Below are 22,337 nucleotides of genomic sequence, written 5' to 3' on the forward strand. Positions count from 1 at the left end.
GATCAAGCCCATGAGGGGGGGCGTTTTTCAAGAAAGGCATTCAGGCCTTCCTGGCCTTCCTCACTGACCCGGATGCCAGCGATGGTGTTTTCCGTGCGCAGGCGCAAGGCCTCGCTCAATACGCCGCTGCCGACATCCTGCAGCAATGCCTTGCACACCCGCATGGCTTGCGGGCTGTTAAGCCGCAAGGTGGCGGTCCATTGCTCGACTGCCGCCTCAAGCCCGTCAGCCGCATAGACCTCGGCCAGCAAGCCCAGCTCACGGGCGCGTTCGCCGCTGAAACGTTCGCCGCTCAAGGCATAGCGGCGGCTGGCGCGTTCGCCGATGGCCTGCACCACGTACGGGCTGATGACCCCCGGTGCCAGGCCGATGCGCACCTCGGACAGGCTGAACAGCGCGTCCACGGCGCCAATGGCGATGTCGCAACAGGCGCACAACCCCACCGCACCGCCGAAGGCGGCGCCCTGCACCACGGCCAGGGTCGGAAACGGCAGGTGATACAGCAGGCTCATCAACTCGCCCAGCTCATGCGCGTCCTTGAGGTTGGCCGCGTAATCGAGGCCGGCGGCGGCCTGCATCCAGGCCAGGTCAGCCCCGGCACTGAAGTGCTTGCCGCGCCCGCGCAGCAGCAGGAAGCGCACGGTCTCGTCAGCGTCGAGCTGGCGCAATACTGTAATCAGCTCATGGATCATCTGTGCATTGAAAGCGTTGTTTTTCTCCGGCCGGTTCAGCCAGAGCGTGGCGACCCCACGAGGGTCGCGCTGCAGTTGCAAGGTGGTGAAATGGCTCATCGTTCTGTCCTTGAGCAGGGGCGCCGGCTTACATGCGGAACACGCCGAAGCGGGTCGGCTCGATCGGGGCGTTGAGGCTGGCCGACAAGGCCAGCGCCAGCACCTCGCGGGTCTGCGCTGGATCAATCACACCGTCATCCCACAAGCGGGCGCTGGAATAAAAGGCATGGGCCTGGCGCTCGTATTGCTCGACGATCGGCTGCCGGAGGCGTTGTTCATCTTCGGCGCTGAAGGTCTGGCCGGCACGCTCTGCCTGCTCCTGCTTGACCTGCACCAACACGCCGGCAGCCTGTTGCGCGCCCATCACGCCAATCCGGGCGTTGGGCCACATCCACAGGAAGCGTGGGTCGAACGCACGCCCGCACATGCCGTAGTTGCCGGCCCCGAAGCTGCCGCCAATGATCACGGTGAACTTGGGCACCTGGGCGCAGGCCACGGCCGTCACCAGCTTGGCGCCGTGCTTGGCAATGCCGCCAGCCTCGTATTTTTGCCCGACCATGAAACCGGTGATGTTCTGCAGAAAGACCAAGGGGATGCCGCGCTGGCAGGCCAGTTCGATAAAGTGCGCGCCCTTTTGCGCGGCCTCGGCAAACAGGATGCCGTTGTTGGCCAGGATCGCGATCGGGTAACCGTTGAGCCGTGCAAAGCCGCACACCAGCGTAGTGCCGAACAGCGCCTTGAACTCATCAAGGGCCGAGTCATCGACCAGGCGCGCAATGATTTCGCGCACGTCGAATGGCTGCTTGGTGTCGGCCGGGATCACGCCATACAGCTCGTCGGCTGCATAGCGCGGCGCGATGGGGGCCACGCAGTCCAGTTGCCCCAGCTTGCGCCAGTTGAGGTTGGCCACGCAGCGCCGCGCCAGTGCCAGGGCGTGGGCGTCGTTTTCAGCGTAATGGTCGGCCACCCCCGAGGTCTTGCAGTGCACATCCGCGCCGCCCAGGGCTTCGGCGGTGACCACCTCGCCGGTGGCGGCCTTGACCAGCGGCGGGCCGGCAAGAAAAATCGTCGCTTGTTGGGCGACCATGATGGTTTCGTCGCTCATGGCCGGCACGTAGGCGCCGCCGGCGGTGCACGAGCCCATGACCACGGCGATCTGCGGGATGCCTTGGGCACTGAGGTTGGCCTGGTTGAAAAAGATCCGGCCAAAATGGTCGCGGTCGGGAAACACCTCGTCCTGGCGCGGCAGGTTGGCGCCGCCGGAATCGACCAGGTACAGGCACGGCAAACGGTTGTGCCGGGCAATGTCCTGGGCCCGCAGGTGTTTCTTGACTGTCAGCGGGTAGTAGCTGCCGCCCTTCACGGTGGCGTCGTTGGCGATGATCATGCATTCGACGCCTTCGATGCGGCCGATGCCGGCGATCACACCGGCGGCGGCGACGTCTTCGCCGTACACCTCCCAGGCGGCCAGGGCGCCGATTTCAAGAAATGGCGAGCCGGGGTCGAGCAACTGGTCGATGCGCTCGCGTGGCAGCAGCTTGCCCTTGGCCACATGCCGTTGCCGGGCCTTGGCGCCACCGCCTTCGTGCACCTGGGCCAACAGGGTGCGCAGCGCCTCGACCTGCGCCAGCATCGCTTCGCGGTTGGCCTGGAAGTCGGCAGAACGGGGGTTGAGTTGGGTCTTGAGTGTGCTCATTGGCCGCCTCTTGTTGTTATGGGCATCAAAGCGTTTCGTTGAACAGCTCGCGGCCAATCAGCATGCGGCGGATTTCGCTGGTGCCGGCGCCGATCTCGTACAACTTGGCGTCGCGCCACAGCCGGCCCACCGGAAACTCGTTGATATAACCATTGCCGCCCAGGATCTGGATCGCTTCGCCGGCCAGCCAGGTGGCCTTTTCGGCGGCATACAAGATAACCCCCGCGCAGTCCTTGCGCACCTGGCGCACATGGCCGCTGCCCAGCCCGTCCAGGTGCTTGCCCACGGCATACAGGTAGGCGCGGCAGGCCTGCTGGGTGGTGTACATGTCGGCCATCTTGGCCTGGATCAGCTGGAACTGGCCGATGCTCTGGCCGAACTGCTTGCGGTCGTGGATGTACGGCACCACCACGTCCATGGCCGCCTGCATCAGGCCCAGCGGGCCACCGGACAACACGGCGCGCTCGTAGTCCAGGCCGCTCATCAGCACCTTGACGCCCTCGCCGACGCCACCCAGTACGTTTTCCTGTGGCACTTCCACGTCCTGGAACACCAGCTCGCCGGTGTGCGAGCCACGCATGCCCAGCTTGTCGAGCTTCTGCGCCACCGAGAACCCGGCCGCGCCCTTTTCGACGATGAATGCGGTCATGCCCTTGGCGCCGGCGGCCAGGTCGGTCTTGGCGTAGACCACCAGCACATCGCAATCGGGGCCGTTGGTGATCCACATCTTGGTGCCGTTGAGCACGTAGCGGTCGCCCTGGCGGTCGGCGCGCAGTTTCATCGACACCACGTCAGAGCCGGCATTGGGCTCGCTCATGGCCAGCGCGCCGATGTGTTCGCCGCTGATGAGGCCGGGCAGGAAGCGACGCTTCTGTTCGTCGGTGCCGTTGCGGTTGATCTGGTTGACGCACAGGTTGGAGTGCGCACCGTACGACAGGCCGATGCCGCCGGCGGCGCGGGAGATTTCTTCCATGGCGATCATGTGCGCCAGGTAGCCCATGCCCGCGCCGCCATATTCTTCGCTGACGGTCAGGCCCAGCAGGCCCATGTCGCCGAACTTGCGCCACAGGTCCATGGGGAACTGGTCGGTGCGGTCGGCCTCTTCGGCGCGTGGCGCAATTTCCTTGGCGGCAAAACCGGCCACGGCGTCGCGCAGCATGTCGATCTCTTCGCCAAGGAAAAAATTCAGTCCCGGTAGATGGCTCATGTCGGTTCTCCGTCCTTATCGATTCTTATAGGTATGAGGGTAGATCAGTGCGTTTACAGCTGCGCGGCGGCAATGCGGGTCGCAGGATTTGCCACCTCGTGAAACAGCACCGGGTTGCGCCACTGCGCGAGCAGGGTGTCCTTATGCTGCCGGGCGTGTTGCAGGTAGCGGTCCTTGACCGCACCATAGCCGCGCACGGCGTCCGGCAGGCGGGCCAGCTCAAGGGCCAGGGTGAGGTTGCCGGCGTTCAGGCCGCCGAGCAGTTCATCCAGCAGGCTCTCGTACTCGCGCTGCCAAGCCAGTTCGGCCTTGCGTTCATGGGTGCGGGCGAACGGGTCGAGCCAGGTATTGCGCACCGCCTTGCAGTGGCTCAGCAGGCGCAGCGCCTTGAGCATCCATGGGCCGTAGGTTTTCTTGGCTTTTTGCCCGGCTCCGGAGGTGTTCAGCACCGGCGGCGCCAGGTGAAAGCGCAGGCGGTAGTCACCCTCGAAGGTCGACTCGATCTTTTTCAGGAACTGGCCGTCGGTATACAGCCGCGCCACTTCGTACTCGTCCTTGATTGCCAGCACCTTGAAATAGTGCCGCGCCACCGCCTCGCTCAGCGGGCCGGCATGGCCAACCAGACGGGTTTCGGCAGCGACGAAGGCGTCGACGCGGGTGGTGTAGCGCCGGGCCAGTGCAGCGTTCTGGTACTGGGTGAGGAAGTCGGCCCGGCGGCTGACCTGCTCGGCCAGCGTCTGCGACAGCACCCGGTCGGCGCTCTTGACCTGCGCCTCGTCGATCCTGGCCTGCACTCGTGGCAGGTCGAACGCTGCACGGCGTCCCCAGGCAAAGGCGGCCTGGTTGAAGGCCACCGCCGTACCGTTCAGTTCGATGGCCTTGAGCAGCGCAGCTTCGGTCACCGGCAGCCAGCCTTTCTGGCAGGCAAAGCCGAGCATGAAGGTGTTGGTGGCAATCGAGTCGCCCATCAGGGCGGTGGCGATGCGGCTGGCATTGAGAAACTGCACCTGCTTGTCGCCGACCGCTTCGCTGATCTGCCGGGCCATGTCGGCAGTGCGAAACATCGGGTCCGGGTGGGCCTGGACATCGCCGCTTTCGGCTTGCCGGGCGAAGGTGCGCACAAAGGTGCCGGTCAGGCTTTCTTCGCTGTTGATCACGGCAAAGGTCACGCCCTGGCGCATTTTCAGCAGGGTCTCGGTGTTGGCACTGACCACCAGGTCGCACCCGAGCAGCAGGTTGGCTTCGCCCTCGGCGATGCGCGGTGCATGCAACTGGTCCTGGTGCGCGGCAATGCGGATGTGCGACCACACCGCACCGCCTTTCTGCGCCATGCCGGCCATGTCCAGGCTCAAGGTGCCCTTGCCTTCGATAAACGCGGCCATGCCCAGCAACGCCCCAATGGTCACCACGCCGGTGCCGCCGACGCCGGTGATCAGAATGCTGAACGGTTGCGCCAGCGCTGCCACTTCAGGCTCCGGCAGGTCCCAGCGTTCCTGGTCGGCCAGTGCCTTGGGTTTGCGCAGCGCACCGCCCTCGATGGTGACAAAGCTGGGGCAGAAGCCTTCCAGGCAGGTGAAGTCCTTGTTGCACGACGACTGGTCGATCTCGCGCTTGCTGCCGAACTCGGTCTGCACCGTGGTCACCGACATGCAGTTGGACTGGCTGCTGCAGTCGCCGCAGCCTTCACACACCGCCTCGTTGATCATCACCCGGCGCGCCGGGTCGGCAAACTTGCCGCGCTTGCGACGGCGGCGTTTTTCGGCAGCGCAGGTCTGGTCGTAGATCAGCGCCGACACGCCCTGGTACTCGCGCAGGGAGGTTTGCACCTCGTCCATTTGTGCACGGGACAGCACCGGTACGCCAGGCGCCAGGTCGGTGATGGTCTTGTAGCGCTCGGTGTCGTCGGTGACCACCACGATGCGCTGCACGCCTTCGGCTGCCAGTTGCCGGGAAATCTGCGCCACGCTCAACGAGCCATCCACCGGCTGCCCGCCGGTCATGGCCACCGCGTCGTTGTAGAGAATCTTGTAGGTGATGTTGACCTTGGCCGCGACCGCAGCACGAATGGCCAGCAACCCGGAGTGAAAATAGGTGCCGTCGCCCAGGTTGACGAACACGTGCGGGGTGCGGGTGAACGGCGCCTGGCCGATCCAGGCCGCGCCCTCGCCGCCCATCTGGCTGAAGGTCTTGGTCTGCGGGTAGATCCAGGCGGCCATGTAATGGCAACCGATGCCGGCCAGGGCGCGGCTGCCCTCGGGCACTTTGGTCGAGCTGTTGTGCGGGCAGCCCGAGCAGTAATGCGGCAGGCGGTCCATCAGCGTGGTGAAGCGCTGGTTGGCGGCCAGCCCGGCTTCGAGCACCGCCAGGGCCACCTGCAATTCGCCACTCTGGTGATAACGCAGGATGCGCTTGGCCAGGGCCCGGGCGATCTGCGAAGGGGTCAGGTCGCTGGTGGCCGGCAGCAGCCAGTCGGTGTGCGGCCGGGTCCACTCGCCCTTGTCGTCGAACTTGCCGACGATGCGCGGGCGCACGTCCTCGCGCCAGTTGTACAGCTCTTCCTTGAGCTGGTATTCGATCATCTGGCGCTTTTCCTCAACCACGATGATCTCTTCCAGCCCGTCGGCAAAGTGCCGCACGCCTTCGGCGTCCAGCGGCCAGACCATGCCGACCTTGTACACCCGCAGGCCCAGTTGCGCGGCGCGGTCCTGATCGATGCCCAGGATCTTCAGCGCCTGGCAGACGTCGAGGTACGACTTGCCGGAGGTGACGATGCCGATCCGCGCACGCGGCGCGTCCAGCACGATGCGGTCCAGGCCATTGGCCCGCGCATAGGCGGCCACGGCGTACAGCTTGTGCTCCATCAGGCGCTGTTCCTGCGCCAGCGGCGGGTCCGGCCAGCGGATGTTCAGGCCGCCGGCGGGCAATTCGAAATCGGGGATCACCGGATTGACCCGGTCCAGGCTGACGTCGACCACCGCGCCGCTTTCGACGGTGTCGGCCACCGCTTTCATGGCCACCCAGCAGCCCGAGTAGCGCGACATGGCAAAGCCGTGCAGGCCGAAGTCGAGGTACTCTTGCACCCCCGACGGCGCCAGCACCGGGATCATCACCGCCTTGAAGATGTGCTCGGTCTGGTGCGGCAGTGAAGAGGAACGCGCGCCGTGATCGTCACCGGCAATGGCCAGCACGCCACCAAACTGTGACGTGCCGGCCGCATTGGCATGGCGCAGCACGTCGCCACAGCGGTCGACGCCCGGGCCCTTGCCGTACCACATGCCGAACACGCCGTCGTACTGCGCGCCCTCGAACAGGTTGACCTGTTGGGTGCCCCACAACGAGGTCGCCGCCAGGTCTTCGTTGAGCCCTGGGTGAAAGGTGACGTGCTGGGTCTTGAGGTGCTCGCGGGCCTTCCACAAGGCCTGGTCGAAGCCGCCCAGGGGCGAGCCGCGATAGCCGGAGATGAAGCCTGCGGTGTTGAGCCCCGCTGCCAGGTCGCGCTGGCGCTGCATCATCGGCAGCCTGACCAGGGCCTGCACGCCGGTCATCAGGACCGTGCCCGAGGCTTGCAGGTACTTGTCATCAAGCGTTGGAGTGACGGTCGACACAGGACTGTTCATGCGGCGGATCCTCAGGCTTTTATTCTTGTAGTCGACCGCTTGAGAGACCCGCGATCGGTTTTCAAGTACGTTAGTCTGCGCTTGCGCTATCGTAAATTTCTAAAAACAGACATCGGGTATAAAAAAAACAGATGGCCCATCCCCGTGACATTTCGCTTCGTCAACTGCGCTATTTTCGCGCCGCCGCCGAGATGGGCCAGTTCTCCCTGGCCGCCGCCAGCGAGCATATTTCCCAGTCGGCGATCACCGCTGCCGTGGCGCAACTGGAGCAGGCCCTCAATGTCAGCCTGTTCGAGCGCCTGCCCTATGGCGTGCGCCTGACACTGGAAGGCCACCGGTTTCTGGAACGCACCCGCTCGATCCTCAATGCCGTGCAGGATGCCGTGAGCGAGCCGTTGAGCACCGGGGCGGCCATCAGCGGCACGGTGCGCATCGGCGCCAGCTACACCGTACTGGGCTACTACTTGCCCACCGTGCTGATGCGCTTTCGCCGCAGCTACCCGGATGTAGAGTTCGACCTGCAGGACATGGACCGGGTCTCGATCGAGAATGCGGTGTCCAGCGGCGCGCTGGACCTGGGACTGATCATTGTCTCCAATTCCGACCCGGACCTGGCCCTCAACAAGGCGGTGCTGATGCAGTCCAAGCGCCAGGTCTGGCTGCCGGTGGATCACCCCTTGATGCAGGCCGAGAAAATCAGCCTCAAGGACCTGGAGCCCCTGCCTTACCTGATGTTCACTGTCGATGAGGGCGAGGCGTCGACCAATCGCTACTGGCAACAGTGCGGGGTCAGCCCGCGCGTGGCGTTCCGGACCAGTTCGATGGAGGCCTTGCGCGGCCTGGTGGCCAACGGTTTTGGCGTGACGGTGCTGTCGAAAATGGTCTTTCGCCACTGGTCGCTGGAAGGCCGGCGCCTGGAAACGCGTCCGCTCAGCGATCCGGTGCCGGACATGGAGCTGGGCCTGATCTGGAACGAACAGAGCCTGGTCACCCCCGAGGCGCGGGCGGTGCAGCAGTTTCTGTTGCATTCGGTGTGAAGATTGATCAGTTTTGCAAATCAATGGCACGAAAAAACAAACTTATCAAACGCTGGGAATGGGCAGAAGCTGGGAACCGGTAGGCGTCACTGACCAGAGGGCGATGCGAACAGGCTGGGTAAAACCGGGCCCTCTGAGGCGCCTGTAGCGCTGCAATCGCCGGCAAGCCGCCTCCCACAGGTTCCTGTGAAACCCTCAGGCGATGTGGCTAAAGCCTCTCCTGCACGCACAGCGTTTGCGTGTGGATCACTTACAAGGAGTCATGTTCATGCAAGACGTCGTTATCGTCGCGGCCACCCGCACCGCCATTGGCAGCTTCCAGGGCTCACTGGCCAATACCCCCGCCGTGGAACTGGGCGCCGCGGTCATCCGCCGCCTGCTGGAACAGACCGGCCTGAGCGGCGAGCAGGTCGACGAGGTGATTCTCGGCCATGTGCTGACCGCTGGCGCCGGCCAGAACACCGCACGCCAGGCCGCCATTCATGCCGGGCTGCCGCACACCGTGCCGGCGCTGACCCTCAACAAGGTCTGCGGCTCGGGCATGAAGGCCTTGCACCTGGCCGTGCAAAGCATTCGTTGCGGCGATGCCGAGGTGGTGATTGCCGGTGGCATGGAAAACATGAGCCTGGCCCCCTACGTGCTGCCCAAGGCGCGCACCGGCCTGCGCATGGGTCATGCGCAGATGCTCGACAGCATGATCACCGACGGGCTGTGGGACAGCTTCAACGACTATCACATGGGCATCACCGCCGAAAACCTGGTGGAGCGCTTCGACATTTCGCGCCAGGCGCAGGATGCCTTTGCCGCGCACTCCCAGCAAAAAGCCCTGCAGGCCATCGAGTCGGGGCGCTTTGCCGATGAAATCACGCCGATCATGATTGCCCAGCGCAAGGGTGATCCGTTGCCCTTCGCGACTGACGAACAACCGCGCGCAGGCACCACGGCCGAATCCCTGGGCAAGCTGAAGGCGGCGTTCAAGGGCGACGGCAGCGTGACCGCCGGCAATGCCTCCAGCGTCAACGACGGCGCCGCAGCGGTCGTGCTGATGAGTACTGCCAAGGCCCAGGCACTGGGCCTGGCGGTGCTGGCGCGCATCAAGGCCTATGCCAGCGCCGGCGTGGACCCGGCGATCATGGGCATTGCTCCGGTCTCGGCCACCCGCGCCTGCCTGGCCAAGGCCGGCTGGTCGCTGCAGGAACTGGACCTGATCGAAGCCAACGAAGCCTTCGCCGCCCAGGCCCTGGCCGTGGGCCAGGAACTGCAGTGGGATGCCGAGAAGGTCAACGTCAACGGCGGCGCCATTGCGCTGGGCCACCCGATTGGCGCATCGGGCTGCCGTGTGGTGGTCACGCTGGTGCACGAGATGCTCAAGCGCGACGCGAAAAAGGGTCTGGCCACGCTGTGCATCGGCGGTGGCCAGGGGGTGGCGCTGCTGCTTGAACGCGGCTGATACCGGCCTGGAGGAGCGCGCTTGCCGGAATGCCGGACCACCGCGACCGGCTGCGTAAGCAGTCGTAAATTTTCAGCGTTTCCGAGATTTTACGAGCGCTTCGCACTCGGTCGCCGGCAAGCGGGCTCCTACCAAGGCGGCTTTCCAGGGTCTGTTGCCGTTTCAGCACGAGCCGCGTTGCTGGGCCTGTTTTGCCGCGATACTGCGTTACTCGCCACTCATCTGGAATGACCAGACTTCGCGGCGCCTGCCTTGCCTCGCGGCAAAACGGGCGCCGGCGCGGCCGTGATGAAACGGCAACAGACCCTAGGCCAAGGTCGCCAGGTCGGCGGCCTTGAAGCCTTGCAGCGCGTCGGTCTGGCCGGTGCGGACCTTGTTGGCCCAGTCGGCATCGGAGATCAGCACGCGGCCGACCGCGATCAGGTCGAACTCTTCACGCTCCAGCCGTTGGTGCAGGTTGTCCAGTGCCGCGGCACCGGAGCCCTGGCCGCCAAAGGCGCCGAAGAAATCCCCGTCCAGCCCGACCGAGCCGACGCTGATGGTCGCCGCGCCCGTGAGCTTCTTCGCCCAGCCGGCGAAGTTCAGGCCGTCAGCACCGTCGATCTCGGAAAACTCCGGTTCCCAGAAACGCCGTTGCGAGCAGTGCAGGATGTCTACGCCCGCCTCGACCAGCGGCGCCAGCCACTCGGTCATCTGCTGTGGCGAGGTGGCCAGGCGAGCCGCGTAATCCTGCTGTTTCCACTGGCTGACCCGCAGAATCAACGGGAAATCCGGCCCCACCGCAGCGCGCACGGCCTTGACCGCTTCGGCGGCAAAGCGCGAGCGCTCGCCAATCGTCGCCCCACCAAAGGCGTCGGTGCGGGTGTTGGTGCCCGGCCAGAAAAACTGGTCGATCAGGTAACCGTGCGCCCCGTGCAGCTCTACAGTGTCGAACCCCAGGCGCTTGGCATCCGCAGCAGCACGGGCAAAAGCGGCCACGGTGTCGGCAATGTCTTCCAGGGTCATGGTGTTGCCCCGTGGATCCTCCGGCCCCACCAGGCCGCTCGGGCTTTCGACCGGTGCCTCGGGGGTCCACTCGCCACGGGCGCGGGTCGAACCGGTGTGCCAGATTTGCGGGGCGATGCGTCCGCCGGCGGCGTGCACCGCATCGACCACGCCGGACCAACCGGCCAGCGCCGCGTCGCCATGGAAAAACGGAATGCCCGGCATGTTGCGCGAGGCCGGCCGGTCGATCACCGTCCCTTCGGTCAGAATCAGGCCCACGCCGCCTTCGGCACGGCGCCGGTAATACTCGGCATGCAAGGCGCCGGGAATGCCCTCTGGCGCCAGGCCACGGGTCATGGGCGCCATGACGATGCGGTTAGGCAGCACAAGGCTTTTAAGGGTAAAGGGGCTGAACAGGATGTCGCTGGACATGAGGTCTTCCACTGGCAGTCGGGAAAAAGGACACGGCTGGATCGATGCCGCGAGGTGGCAATTAAGATGGCGAACACCATCTTAATTGTCAACGTGCCTTGATGATGATCGACATCAATGTATAGTCAGCATTTGATCGAGACGTCCAGGCAGGAGATGCGGACATGCGAGTAACCAAGGCCCAGGCCCAGGCGAACCGGGCACACATTGTTGAGACAGCCGCCGCGCTGTTTCGTGAGCGCGGGTATGACGGTGTCAGTGTGGCTGACCTGATGGCCGCTGCCGGTTTTACCCATGGCGGGTTCTACAAGCACTTTGGCTCCAAGGCCGACCTGATGGCCGAGGCCGCCGCGTGCGCCATTGCTTCAGGGCAGGAAAAAAGCGACAGGCTGGAGGCCGCCGAGCGCTTCAAGCGCTACCTCTCGCGTGAGCACCGCGACTCGCGTGACCAGGGTTGCACCATGGCGGCGCTGGGCGGCGACGCGGCGCGTCAGCCAGAAGGTATCAAGGCCATCTTTGCCGATGGCATCGAAGGCATGCTGGCCCGGTATGCGCCGGAACAGCGCGCCAAAATGATCGCCCTGATTGCCCAGGCGACAGGCGCGATGACCATGTCCAGGGCCTGCCCGGATGACTCGGCCCTGGCCGACGAGATTCTCGCCACCTGCCGCACCGATATTCTGGCGCGGCTGGCCTGCGACCAATGACCGGTCAGTTCGACCGGGGGCTATAGACCGGCGTGTCCAGGCCCTCGAAGCGGGCTTTCAGTTGCAGCGCCAGGTACAGCGAATAGTGCCGTGACTGGTGCAGGTTGCCGCCGTGGAACCACAGGTTCGGCTGCGCGGTGGGCTTCCACATGTTGCGCAGCTCGCCCTCGAACGGCCCCGGGTCCTTGGTGGTGCCCGAGCCCAAGCCCCAGCAGGGCCCGACCTTCTCGGCCACTTCTGGCGAAATCAACCGCGCGGCCCAGCCGTTCATCGAACCGTAGCCGGTGGCGTAGACGATCAGGTCGGCCGGCAGCCGGCTGCCATCGTTGAGCACCACGGCATCGGTTTCGATGTGCTCCACGCCCAGGCCTGCGCCGCTCTTGAGCCTGATCGTGCCGTCGGCGATCAGTTGCGAAGCGCCTACGTCGATGTAGTAACCCGAGCCACGGCGCACGTACTTGAGAAACAGCCCGGAGTCGTCGTCGCCGAAGTCGAGCATGAAGCCGGCCTTTTCCAGCCCGGCATAGAAGTCCTTGTCACGCGCACGAATCGCATCGAACACCGGACGGTGGAAGTCGCCCATGATCCGGTACGGGATCGAGGCGAACAGCATGTCGGCCTTGTCGGTGGTCAGTCCGCTGTCCAGGGCGTCCTCGGAATACAGGCCGGCGAACAGCAGGTCCATCAGGCTGTCGGAGCGCACGATGTGCGTGCTGGAGCGCTGCACCATGGTCACCTCGGCCCCGTTTTCCACCAGGTCCGCGCAGATGTCATGGGCCGAGTTGTTCGCCCCGATCACCACCGCGCGCTTGCCGCGCCAGGCGTCGCCGCCGGGGTGACGACTGGAGTGATGTTGCTGGCCGGCAAAGGTTTCGCTGCCTGGATACACCGGCACGTTCGGCACCCCCGACATGCCGGTGGCCAGCACCAGTTGGGTCGGGCGCAGGGTGTGCCGCTGGCCGTCGCGCAGCACCTCGACGCTCCAGTGCCCGGCCTGCTCGTCGAAACTGGCCTGCACGCACTCGGTGCGAGACCAATAATCGAGCTGCATGATGCGCGCGTACATTTCCAGCCAGTCGCCCATCTGGTCCTTGGGCGTGAACACTGGCCAGTGGTCCGGAAACGGCAGGTACGGCATGTGGTCGTACCAGACCGGGTCGTGCAGGCACAGCGACTTGTAGCGCCCGCGCCATTGATCGCCGGGACGCTCGGCCTTGTCGATGATCAGCGTCGGCACATTGAGGCGCTTGAGCCGGGCCGCCAGCCCCAGGCCGCCCTGCCCGCCGCCGACGATCAGGCACCAGGGCTGGGTGGTAACGCCCATGGCCGCCTGCTCGTCGCGGCGCCGCTCCAGCCAGTTGCGCTTGTCGGTATGGCCGTGGCCGTGCTGCGCGCCCAGGGGCCGGCGCCGGCCGGCGGGTTCTTCGAAGCCCTTGAGTTCGCGCAGGCTGGTCAGCAGCGTCCAGCACTGGCCGTCCTTGAGGCGCACATAGCCCTTGCCGCGACCTGTGGCGGTTTCCAGGCTGATCCAGCCTTCGATCACGCCGTCGCCCAGGGTCGCTTCGCCTTCGAGCTGCCAGCGCTCGGGCCGGGTCTGCTCAAGGCGCTCTTGCAGCATGGCGCCGATGGCCGGCTGGCCTTCCAGGGTGATCAGGTTCCAGCTGAACAGCACCAGGTCGCGCCAGTAGCATTCGTCGCCGAACAGCGCCAGCGTCGCATCGATGTCGCGCCGGGCCAGGTGTCCGGCAAAGCGTTCGACCCAGGCGGCCAGTTGTTCGGTAGGGGTGTGCGCTGCAGCCGGTGCCGGCGTTTGGGTAGCCATTGTCATGAGCAATTTCCTTTGTTGTTCTTGTTTGCCCCTGGTCTATCGCAAGGCTCGGGCCAGATCGTCGAAAGCCTCAGGCCAGAGCCTGCGCACACCGATCAAGGCATGTGGCGACCGGTGCTGCTGTACCCAGGGCGTGACACGTCCCCATGACAGAGTGTCACCCTGTACCGGCAGGTGCTTTTTCAGGCAGCAAGGTTTCGACTAAGCTGCCGACAGACCCGCCTTCACGGTGTGCTGGAGAACAACAACAATGACCTCGACCCTGATTCACGCCCACGCGCAACAGGTCTTGCAGGCCGTGCACGGCCTGCCCGCCAGCCAGCCCGGCAGCGCAGCCCCGGCCATCACCCGTTCATGGCGCCGCTGCCTGGACCAGCATCGGCTCGACCCCGCCAGCCATCAGGCGCCCTGCGTGGTCGAACAGCCGCGCCTGCAGGATCATCGCGCGCCGCTGGAGCCCATCATCGGTGTGGCGCGCTGGCAGATGAACAGCCTGCACCAGCAGTTGGGTCGCAGCGGTCATGTGGTGCTGCTCACCGATGCCCAGGGCGTGGTGATCGACAGCGTGCTCGACGAGGCCGAACGGGCGTCGTTCCAGCGCGCCGGGCTGTGGCTGGGCGCCATGTGGAGCGAGGATTGCGAGGGCACCAATGGCGTCGGCACCTGCCTGGTCGAGCGCCAGCACGTGACCATCCGCCGCGATGAGCATTTTCGCGGGCGGCATGCCGGGCTGACGTGCTCGGCCAGCCCGATCTTCGATCCGCGCGGCGAACTGCTGGCGGTGCTCAACGTCTCATCGGCCCACGAAGAACGCACCTTGCAGGAGCGCTTCCAGGCCATGGCCCTGACCAGCCTGTCGGCGCGGTTGATCGAGAGCTGTTATTTCCTCCAGCACGAGCCACAGCATTTTCTGCTGCGTTTTCATCCGGAACCGGGCTTTACCGGCCTGTTGGGTGAAGGCCTGCTGGGCTTTGACGCGCGCGGCATCATCACCTCGGTCAACCCGATGGCGCTGGAGCTGCTGGGCCTGTCGCGTGAACGTCTGGCCGGGCAATCGCTGACGACGCTGGTTGCTTTGCCCCTTGAGCAAATCGTCGAGCGTGCCAGCCCGCAGCCGAGCCTGTGCTGGCCGCTGCGCCTGGCCGACGGACGCTTGCTGCACGCGCAACTGCGCGCACCACAGACCTCGATCCCGGTCATCGCCCGGGCCTTGCCGCGCCCTCGTGATGAGCGCGTGTGCCTGGACGACCCGACGCTGCGCCGCCACTTCGAGCGCGCCTTGCGGGTGCTGGAACGCGATGTGCCGGTGCTGCTGTGTGGCGAAACCGGCACGGGCAAGGAAGCCTTTGCCAGCGCCTTGCACCGGGCCGGCTCACGTCACGCCCGGCCCTTCGTGGCGATCAATTGCGCGGCGATTCCCGAGGCATTGATCGAAAGCGAACTGTTCGGCTATCGCGGCGGCAGTTTTACCGGCGCCCGGCGCGAAGGCATGGTCGGCAAGCTCGAACAGGCCCACGGCGGCATTCTGTTTCTCGATGAAATCGGCGACATGCCATTGGCACTGCAAACCCGTCTGTTGCGCGTGCTGGAGGCCCGCGAAGTGGTGCCGCTGGGCAGTGCCGCGCCCCGGCCGCTGGATGTGCAGGTCATCAGCGCCACGCACCAGGACCTGGCGGCACGGGTGGCACAAGGCGATTTTCGCGAGGACCTGTTCTATCGCCTGGCCGGCTTCAGCGTGACCCTGCCGGCATTGCGCGACCGTGCAGACAAGGGCGCCTTGCTTGACTGGCTGCTGCGCGAAGAAGCCGCAGGCAATGTCATCCAGTTGACGCCGGACGCGCGCCAGGCCTTGCTGGCGCAGGCCTGGCCGGGCAATGTGCGCCAGTTGCGCACCGTGCTGCGCACGCTGGTGGCCTTGTCCGATGACGGGCAGATCAACCTGATGGATGTGCATGAGCTGCTGCCGGCCAGTCGCCCGCAATCGCAGCAAGCCGAAGATCCGTTGCGCCAGTCGGAATGCCAGACCCTGCAAGCCACGGTCGAGGCCGAGCAGTGGAACATGAGCCGTGTGGCGCAGCGCCTGGGGATCAGCCGCAATACGCTGTACCGCAAGCTGCGCCTGCATGGGATCAGCCGGCATTGACGGGTGCGGTGTTTTGAGGATCGGATAAAGCCACCTTTGCAGGCCATGCCGCCATTGCGCAGGAGCGACCAACGGTCGCGAAAGGTGGGTCGATTCATGACAGGTAGGCATATCCCTCGACATTCGTCACACTATGCGACAAAGAATCATTCTCAGCTCAGGAACCCCCATGCTTTCCCCTTCCCCCCTGCACACGCCTTCACGGATTCTGGCGATCGAGGATGATCCGTTGCTTGCCTCTCACCTGCAAAGCCACCTCGAGCAGCGTGGTTTTGCAGTGACCTTGCGTCACAGTGCCAAGGATGTGGTGGCGCTGGTGACCAGCCAAGGCTTCGACCTGATTCTGATGGACATCATGCTGCCCGACGGCAGCGGCCTGGAGATTCTGGGCCAGTTGCGCCAACACCTGCGCCTGCCGGTGATCCTGATGTCGGCGCTGGGCGCCGAGCAGGACCGCATCGTCGGGTTCAGCCAGGGTGCCGACGACTACCTGCCCAAGCCGTTCAGCATGCGCGAAATGGACGTGCGCATCGATGCCGTGCTGCGCCGCGTGGCCTATGAGCATGAAGCGAAAAACACCCGGCATGACGAGCTGCAACTGACGGTCGACCTGCAACGCTGCGATGTCAGTCATAACGGCGTCTGGGCCGACCTGAGCGGCACCGAGTTCCGCATTCTGGAAGTGATGCTGGCGCATGTGGGTGAAGTGCTGAGCAAGGCGTTCCTGTACCAGCAAGCCATGCACCGGGCCTGGTCGCATTACGACCGCAGCCTGGACATGCACGTCAGCCGGATCCGGCGCAAACTGCAGGTGATCGGCTACAACGGCCGCAATATCCAGACCGTGCGCGGTGCCGGCTATGTGCTGAGCCCGCTGGCGCCATGAGCCTGCCGCATCGACATTCACTGCTGTGGAAACTGATCGTGCTGCTGGCGTTGCTGTGCCTGTTGCTGGTCAGCCTGCAAGTGGACCTGAGCAAACGCCTTTATGACGCCAGCGCCCGTCTGCCGACGTCGACCCGGCAGGTCTACCACGACTATGCCGCGCAGGCGGCCAGCGCCTGGCGCACCCAGGGCCGTGCAGGCGTGGATGAATTCTTGCACGGCGTACGCCAGCGCGAGCAGGTCTGGGCCGTGGTGGTCGATGAGCACGATGAGTCCTTGTCGTCGCAGCCGATGCTGGACGACGAGCGTGGCCGCCTGCGGTTTATCCGCACCCTAGACAGTGCGGTCGGACGGCCCGGCGGGCGACCGAATTTCTATGTGCCGCTGCCGGGGCTCCAGGGTCGGCTGGTGATGGAATTGCCGCCGCGCCTGGACCCGCGCCAGCACAATGAACGCTGGGAGATCGCCTTGCAGCAAGGGCTGCCGACGGCCCTGGCCTTGTTGCTGGGCGTGCTGCTGTACCGGCTGCTGATCGCGCCGATGGCCACCTTGCGCCGGCAGGCCAACGCGCTGAGCAACGGCGACCTGTCGGCGCGGGTCGAACCCAGGGTCGCCGGCCGACGCGACGAACTCGGCGAGCTGGCGCGCTCGTTCAACCAGATGGCGGGTCGCCTGGAAAGCACCGTGGTGTTCCAGCGCCGGCTGCTGCGTGCCTTGTCGCATGAGCTGCGCACACCCTTGAGCCGCTTGCGGGTGGCCGGCGAGCGCGAACTGGACATCGAGGCCATGCGTCAGCGCCAGGAGCATGAGGTGCAGATCATGGAGCGGCTGATCGACGACACCCTGGAGCTGGTCTGGCTCGACACCGAGCGCCCGCAGCTGCCGGTGGAGCCGGTGGAAGTCGCCGAGCTGTGGGCAATGCTGTGTGAGGACTGCAGCTTCGAGACCGGCTGGCCCGTCGAGCGCATGCCGTGCACGCTGCCTGCCGATTGCGTGGTGCTGGGCAACCTCAATGGCCTGGCCCAGGCGCTGGAGAACATCCTGCGCAATGCCGTGCGCCACTCCCCTGAAGGCGGCCAGGTGCGGCTGGCGGGCAAACGCGAGGCACAAGACTGGCACCTGTGGGTCGAAGACCAGGGTCCCGGCGTGCCGCCCGACCAGCTGGAGCAGATTTTCCAGCCGTTCATTCGCCTGCAAGCCGAACGGCCAGGCGGCGACGGTTTCGGCCTGGGGCTGTCAATTGCCCACAGTGTGGTGCAGTCGCAAAACGGTGAGGTCTGGGCGGAGAATGCCGGCCCAGGGCTGCGCGTCCATCTGCGGCTGCCAAGTGTATAAAATGTAAAACATATTTATTCTTATTTGAGAATGCGTAGCATCTGCGCCCATCAAGGGAGTCGAGCGAGCGCACCGCGTCGCCTTGGGGCATGTCCAGAACGCCCTCACTCCTTTTCACACTCAGGAGCAGGCCGATGCATTCGCGATTCAGATTCAGTCCCCTTTTCATGGCCCTGATGGCTGCCGGCCCGGCGCTGGCGCTGGGCGAAACCGCGGATTCGGCCGCATCGGCCGATGCCTTGCAGCTGACTGATACCCATGTGGTGGCCACGGCCGAAGAAGCCCTCAAGCAAGCCTCCGGCGTGTCGCTGATCACCGCCGAAGACATCAAGAAGCGCCCACCGGTCAACGACCTGTCGGACATCGTGCGCAAGATGCCGGGCGTCAACCTCACCGGCAACAGCGCCAGCGGCACCCGTGGCAATAACCGGCAGATCGACCTGCGCGGCATGGGCCCGGAAAACACCCTGATCCTGATCGACGGCAAGCCGGTGACCTCACGCAACGCGGTGCGCTACACCCGTTCCGGCGAGCGTGATACCCGTGGCGACAGCAACTGGGTGCCGGCCGATCAGGTCGACAGCATCGAGGTGCTGCGCGGCCCGGCGGCAGCGCGCTATGGCTCAGGCTCCATGGGCGGCGTGGTGAACATCATTACCAAGCGCCCCAGCGAACAGCTCACCGGTTCCATCAGCGCCTTTACCAACCTGCCCGAGGATGACGCCGAGGGCGTGACCAGGCGCACCACGTTCAGCCTGGCCGGCCCCTTGACCGACGCCCTGACCTTTCGTGTCTACGGCAACCTGAACAAGACCGACGCCGATGATGCCGACATCAACCTGGCGCACACCGACACCGCCTCGGGGGCCTCGCTGGCCGCCGGGCGCGAAGGCGTGCGCAACAAGGACGTCAACGGCCTGCTGAGCTGGGCGCTGGACCCGCAGCAGACCCTGGACTTCGAAGCCGGCTACAGCCGCCAGGGCAATATCTACACCGGCGATGTTGGCACCGGCGGCACCGACTCGCTGACCCCCGGCAGCACCATCAACACCTGGCTGGGCCGTGAGACCAACACGATGTACCGGCAGAATTTCTCGGTCACCCACCGCGGCGACTGGGCATTCGGCACCTCCAAGGTGGTGGCGCAGTACGAGAAAACCCGCAACAACCGCCTGCCCGAAGGCCAGACCGGCTCGGTGGACGGCGACATCAACGGCAGCGACAAGAGCACCAGCACTTACGACAGCTACCTGCTGCAGGGCCAGCTGGATATTCCGCTGGAGCTGATATTCCAGCAGACCCTGACGGTGGGCGCCGAATGGAACCGCCAGGAACTGGACGACCCGAGCACCATGGACCGCGCCATTGGCACCACCCTGCCCAACTCGGCCGCCGGCGCCCGCGCCACCGACATGGACGCGACCCTCATGGCCGTGTTTCTGGAAGACAATATCGAGCTGACGCCCAAGTGGTTCCTGACCCCGGGCCTGCGCCTGGATCACCATGACCAGTTCGGCGCCAACGGCAGCCCGAGCCTGAACAGCACCTACAAGCTGACCGACGACATCACCCTCAAGGGCGGCATTGCCCGTGCGTTCAAGGCGCCGAACCTGTACCAGTCCAACCCCAACTACCTGTACCGCAGCAATGGCAACGGCTGCGCCGCCAGCCTCAGTGCCAACGGCTGTTACGTGCTGGGCAATGCGGACCTGGACCCGGAAATCAGCATCAACAAGGAACTGGGAATCAGCTTCGCTCGTGACGGCTGGAGCGCCGGGCTGACCTACTTCCGCAACGACTACGACAACAAGATCGTTTCGTCCAACGACCTGACCGGGCGCACTTCGGCCAACGAGGCCATCCTGCGCTGGGACAACGCCAGCGATGCGGTGGTCAAGGGCTGGGAAGGCTATGTCGGCGTACCGCTGCTGGGCAACCAGGGCGACGTCCTGAGCTGGAACACCAACCTTACGTACATGGAGTCCAACGAAGACAGCGACGGCAACCCGCTGTCAGTGGTGCCCGAGTACACGATCAACAGCATGCTCGACTGGCAAGTGACACAGGCGCTGTCGCTGAACCTGACCGGCACCTGGTATGGCAAGCAAGAGCCGCGCACCACCAACCCGCTGCAGGAAACCGCAGTCACCGCCAGCAACCAGTTGCGCACGCTGGATCCGTACCACCTGTGGAGTCTCGGCAGCACCTTTGAGGTGAACAGGCACCTGTCGTTCGGCGCCGGCATCAGCAACCTGTTCGACAAGCGCGTGTACCGCGAAGGCGCCGGCACCAGCGCCGGGGCCAGCACCTACAACGAGCCGGGCCGGGCGTTCTATGCCTCGGTGACCACCTCGTTCTGATTCGACTACGTTGGCGAGAACCCGGTCATGTCCGGGTTTTCGCTCGTCCCAGACCTGATGAGCACTGCTGCATGAAAAGCCGATCCTCTCCCTGGCCCACCGTTTCACGTGTCCTGGCCGCCGTAGTGGGCGGCTATGGATTTACCTACGCCTTTACCGCCGCCCTGGCGCGCGTGCTGCCACTGAACAAGGCCGATGCCATGGTCAGTGCCACCTTGCTGTCCTTTGCGGTGTACACCCTGGTGATGCTCTGGGTTTTCACTTGCCATAATCACTGGCGGGCCTGGGCCGGACTCGCTACCGCCGTGCCGCTGGCCGGCATCGGCTTCTGGCCACAACTGCTGGAGCGCCTTGCATGAAAGCCAGGACCCTGACGCAATCGCTGGCCTGGCTGCACACCTGGAGCGGGCTGATTTTCGGCTGGGTGCTGTTCAGTATTTTCCTGACCGGCACCCTGGCGGTGTTCGACAAGGAAATCGATAACTGGATGCGCCCGGAAATCCCGACGCACACCCTGGACCAGGCCCAGGCCGCACAGGTGGCCCTGAACTATCTGCAAGCGCGCCACCCGGACGCCAGCGCCTGGAACATCGGCCTGCCCACCGAGCGCTCGCCGACCCTGACCGTGTCGGCCGGCGAGCAGCGCCGTGGCGGCGGCACGGTGCTGGACCCCACCACCGGTGAGCCGCTGGCGGTGCGCGAGACCGCCGGCGGCGGGTTTTTCTTTCGTTTCCACTTCACCCTGAACCTACCACGCAATATCGGCATCTGGGCGGTGGGCCTGGCGGCGATGGTCATGCTGGTGGCGTTGATCAGCGGCATTGTGATCCACAAGAAATTCTTCAAGGAGTTCTTCACCTTCCGCCCGGCCAAGGGCCAGCGCTCCTGGCTGGATGCGCACAATGCCACGGCCGTGCTGGTGTTGCCGTTCCACCTGATGATCACCTACACCGGCCTGGTGATTTTCTACCTGATCTATATGCCAGCGGCGATGGAGGCGCTGTTCGACGGCGATCGCGAGCGCATGACCCGGGCCCTGCGTGAAGCGCCGGCAACCGAACAACACGGCCACCCGGCGGGCGGGCGCGAAGCCGGGCCGCGTGGCGGGACAAAACCAGCGGTGCAGCCGGCCGACCTGACGGCCCTGGCACCGGTGCTCAGTGAAGCCGAACGCTTGCTGGGCCCCGTGGCCGGCCTGAGCATTCAGCATCCGGGGCGCAGTGACGCACGTATCGAGGTACGTCCCGTGCTGGGCAACCGCATCGAGCTGACCAAGGGCATGAGCCTGCAGTTCGATGGCGTCAGCGGTCAGGTGCTGCGCCTGCCCAGCGACAGCCGGGCCACGCTGCTGACCCAGAAGGTCATGGCCGGCCTGCATTTTGCGCAGTTCGGTGGTTACTGGATGCGCTGGCTGTACTTTCTGTGCGGGCTGGCCAGTTGCGCGATGCTGGCCACCGGCGTGGTGTTGTTCACCGTCAAGCGCCGGCGCCGTCACGATGCCGAGGGCCGTGTCGCCGCCCTGCTCTATCACAGCGCCGAACGCCTCAACGTAGCGGTCATTGCCGGCCTCAGCCTGGCCTGCGTGGCCTATCTGTGGGCCAACCGCTTGCTGCCGGTCAGCTTGCCCGGGCGTGGCGGCTGGGAGGTGCAGGTGTTCCTGCTGGTGTGGCTGGCCAGCCTGGGCCACGCCATCGTGCGCCCTTGGCTGGCGGCCTGGCGCGAACAGCTGGGGCTGGCGGCGGTGTTGTGCATGGCCTTGCCACTGCTGAACCTGCTCGGCGAAAACCGCAACGAGGCGTTCTGGCTCGAAAGCGTGGTGGTGATCATCGGCATGCTGCTGGCCTGGACCCGCTGGAAGCTTGGCCGGCCGATAAAAGACAAGGCCACGCGTAAAGCGCCTGGTGCTGCCCTGGAGGCCAATTGAG

15 protein-coding genes are annotated in these 22,337 nt (G+C 65.2%); 9 read left to right on the top strand and 6 right to left on the bottom strand.

Translation table 11 applies throughout. The features are described from left to right. Positions 1-2: 2 nt before the first annotated feature. Genes DGA31_RS19510 through DGA31_RS19525 form a run of 4 tightly spaced genes read right to left on the bottom strand, consistent with a single transcriptional unit; the run spans position 3 to position 7,239 of the window. Positions 3-791: a gamma-carboxygeranoyl-CoA hydratase gene (locus DGA31_RS19510; protein ID WP_056837093.1), complete on the bottom strand. Its 789-nt coding sequence runs from the start codon at positions 789-791 to the stop codon at positions 3-5. A 28-nt stretch (positions 792-819) separates the two neighbouring features. Beyond that, positions 820-2,427, bottom strand: coding sequence for a carboxyl transferase domain-containing protein (locus DGA31_RS19515; protein WP_109513669.1), 1,608 nt, complete (start codon positions 2,425-2,427; stop codon positions 820-822). A gap of 25 nt (positions 2,428-2,452) precedes the next feature. Then, the gene (locus DGA31_RS19520; protein ID WP_109513670.1) at positions 2,453-3,634 is read right to left on the bottom strand and encodes an isovaleryl-CoA dehydrogenase; all 1,182 of its coding nucleotides are present in this window, start codon (positions 3,632-3,634) and stop codon (positions 2,453-2,455) included. Between the two features lie 53 nt (positions 3,635-3,687). Next, positions 3,688-7,239, bottom strand: a complete 3,552-nt coding sequence (locus DGA31_RS19525) for an indolepyruvate ferredoxin oxidoreductase family protein (RefSeq protein WP_421957989.1) — start codon at positions 7,237-7,239, stop codon at positions 3,688-3,690. Positions 7,240-7,382: 143 nt separating this feature from the next. Here DGA31_RS19525 and DGA31_RS19530 point away from each other — a divergent pair, with 143 nt between their 5' ends. Both DGA31_RS19530 and DGA31_RS19535 read left to right on the top strand, forming a co-directional pair. Further along, positions 7,383-8,288, top strand: a complete 906-nt coding sequence (locus tag DGA31_RS19530) for a LysR family transcriptional regulator (protein ID WP_109513672.1) — start codon at positions 7,383-7,385, stop codon at positions 8,286-8,288. 268 nt (positions 8,289-8,556) lie between these two features. After that, positions 8,557-9,738, top strand: coding sequence for an acetyl-CoA C-acetyltransferase (locus DGA31_RS19535; protein ID WP_109513713.1), 1,182 nt, complete (start codon positions 8,557-8,559; stop codon positions 9,736-9,738). A gap of 306 nt (positions 9,739-10,044) precedes the next feature. Here the strand turns inward: DGA31_RS19535 and DGA31_RS19540 are convergent, their stop codons facing one another. Further along, on the bottom strand, positions 10,045-11,154 hold the full coding sequence (locus tag DGA31_RS19540; protein WP_109513673.1) for an NADH:flavin oxidoreductase: 1,110 nt from the start codon (positions 11,152-11,154) through the stop codon (positions 10,045-10,047). A 164-nt stretch (positions 11,155-11,318) separates the two neighbouring features. Here DGA31_RS19540 and DGA31_RS19545 point away from each other — a divergent pair, with 164 nt between their 5' ends. Beyond that, entirely contained in the window at positions 11,319-11,861 is a 543-nt protein-coding gene (locus DGA31_RS19545) for a TetR/AcrR family transcriptional regulator (RefSeq protein WP_109513674.1), read from the top strand. Positions 11,862-11,865: 4 nt separating this feature from the next. On the opposite strand, the gene DGA31_RS19550 is transcribed toward DGA31_RS19545, so the two are convergent. Beyond that, complete coding sequence (locus tag DGA31_RS19550) at positions 11,866-13,689, bottom strand: NAD(P)/FAD-dependent oxidoreductase (RefSeq protein WP_109513675.1); 1,824 nt, start codon at positions 13,687-13,689, stop codon at positions 11,866-11,868. Between the two features lie 250 nt (positions 13,690-13,939). On the opposite strand from DGA31_RS19550, the gene DGA31_RS19555 reads away from it, so the two are divergent. The 6 genes from DGA31_RS19555 to DGA31_RS19580 all read left to right on the top strand — a co-directional run bounded on the left by DGA31_RS19555 (position 13,940) and on the right by DGA31_RS19580 (position 22,336). Then, a complete protein-coding gene (locus DGA31_RS19555; protein WP_109513676.1) occupies positions 13,940-15,832 on the top strand; it encodes a sigma-54-dependent Fis family transcriptional regulator in 1,893 nt (630 codons plus the stop codon). A gap of 169 nt (positions 15,833-16,001) precedes the next feature. Beyond that, positions 16,002-16,718, top strand: coding sequence for a response regulator transcription factor (locus DGA31_RS19560; protein ID WP_056837074.1), 717 nt, complete (start codon positions 16,002-16,004; stop codon positions 16,716-16,718). After that, entirely contained in the window at positions 16,715-18,052 is a 1,338-nt protein-coding gene (locus DGA31_RS19565) for a HAMP domain-containing sensor histidine kinase (RefSeq protein WP_109513677.1), read from the top strand. Before DGA31_RS19560 ends, DGA31_RS19565 begins: the two co-directional genes overlap by 4 nt. Positions 18,053-18,186: 134 nt before the next feature. Continuing rightward, complete coding sequence (locus DGA31_RS19570; protein WP_109513678.1) at positions 18,187-20,412, top strand: FepA family TonB-dependent siderophore receptor; 2,226 nt, start codon at positions 18,187-18,189, stop codon at positions 20,410-20,412. 71 nt (positions 20,413-20,483) lie between these two features. Then, a complete protein-coding gene (locus tag DGA31_RS19575; RefSeq protein ID WP_109513679.1) occupies positions 20,484-20,771 on the top strand; it encodes an iron transporter in 288 nt (95 codons plus the stop codon). Continuing rightward, positions 20,768-22,336, top strand: a complete 1,569-nt coding sequence (locus DGA31_RS19580) for a PepSY-associated TM helix domain-containing protein (RefSeq protein WP_109513680.1) — start codon at positions 20,768-20,770, stop codon at positions 22,334-22,336. The genes DGA31_RS19575 and DGA31_RS19580 overlap by 4 nt, the downstream gene beginning before the upstream one ends. Position 22,337: the final 1 nt, after the last annotated feature.

The sequence above is a fragment of the Pseudomonas ovata genome, from assembly GCF_003131185.1.
GTDB classification, from domain to species: domain Bacteria; phylum Pseudomonadota; class Gammaproteobacteria; order Pseudomonadales; family Pseudomonadaceae; genus Aquipseudomonas; species Aquipseudomonas ovata.

Bases quoted from the DNA above. Each gene is read 5' to 3' on its own strand.
- DGA31_RS19510 (WP_056837093.1), bottom strand. From the start codon at position 791: ATGAGCCATTTCACCACCTTGCAACTGCAGCGCGACCCTCGTGGGGTC.
- DGA31_RS19515 (WP_109513669.1), bottom strand. From the start codon at position 2,427: ATGAGCACACTCAAGACCCAACTCAACCCCCGTTCTGCCGACTTCCAG.
- DGA31_RS19520 (WP_109513670.1), bottom strand. From the start codon at position 3,634: ATGAGCCATCTACCGGGACTGAATTTTTTCCTTGGCGAAGAGATCGAC.
- DGA31_RS19530 (WP_109513672.1), top strand. From the start codon at position 7,383: ATGGCCCATCCCCGTGACATTTCGCTTCGTCAACTGCGCTATTTTCGC.
- DGA31_RS19535 (WP_109513713.1), top strand. From the start codon at position 8,557: ATGCAAGACGTCGTTATCGTCGCGGCCACCCGCACCGCCATTGGCAGC.
- DGA31_RS19540 (WP_109513673.1), bottom strand. From the start codon at position 11,154: ATGTCCAGCGACATCCTGTTCAGCCCCTTTACCCTTAAAAGCCTTGTG.
- DGA31_RS19545 (WP_109513674.1), top strand. From the start codon at position 11,319: ATGCGAGTAACCAAGGCCCAGGCCCAGGCGAACCGGGCACACATTGTT.
- DGA31_RS19550 (WP_109513675.1), bottom strand. From the start codon at position 13,689: ATGACAATGGCTACCCAAACGCCGGCACCGGCTGCAGCGCACACCCCT.
- DGA31_RS19555 (WP_109513676.1), top strand. From the start codon at position 13,940: ATGACCTCGACCCTGATTCACGCCCACGCGCAACAGGTCTTGCAGGCC.
- DGA31_RS19560 (WP_056837074.1), top strand. From the start codon at position 16,002: ATGCTTTCCCCTTCCCCCCTGCACACGCCTTCACGGATTCTGGCGATC.
- DGA31_RS19565 (WP_109513677.1), top strand. From the start codon at position 16,715: ATGAGCCTGCCGCATCGACATTCACTGCTGTGGAAACTGATCGTGCTG.
- DGA31_RS19570 (WP_109513678.1), top strand. From the start codon at position 18,187: ATGCATTCGCGATTCAGATTCAGTCCCCTTTTCATGGCCCTGATGGCT.
- DGA31_RS19575 (WP_109513679.1), top strand. From the start codon at position 20,484: ATGAAAAGCCGATCCTCTCCCTGGCCCACCGTTTCACGTGTCCTGGCC.
- DGA31_RS19580 (WP_109513680.1), top strand. From the start codon at position 20,768: ATGAAAGCCAGGACCCTGACGCAATCGCTGGCCTGGCTGCACACCTGG.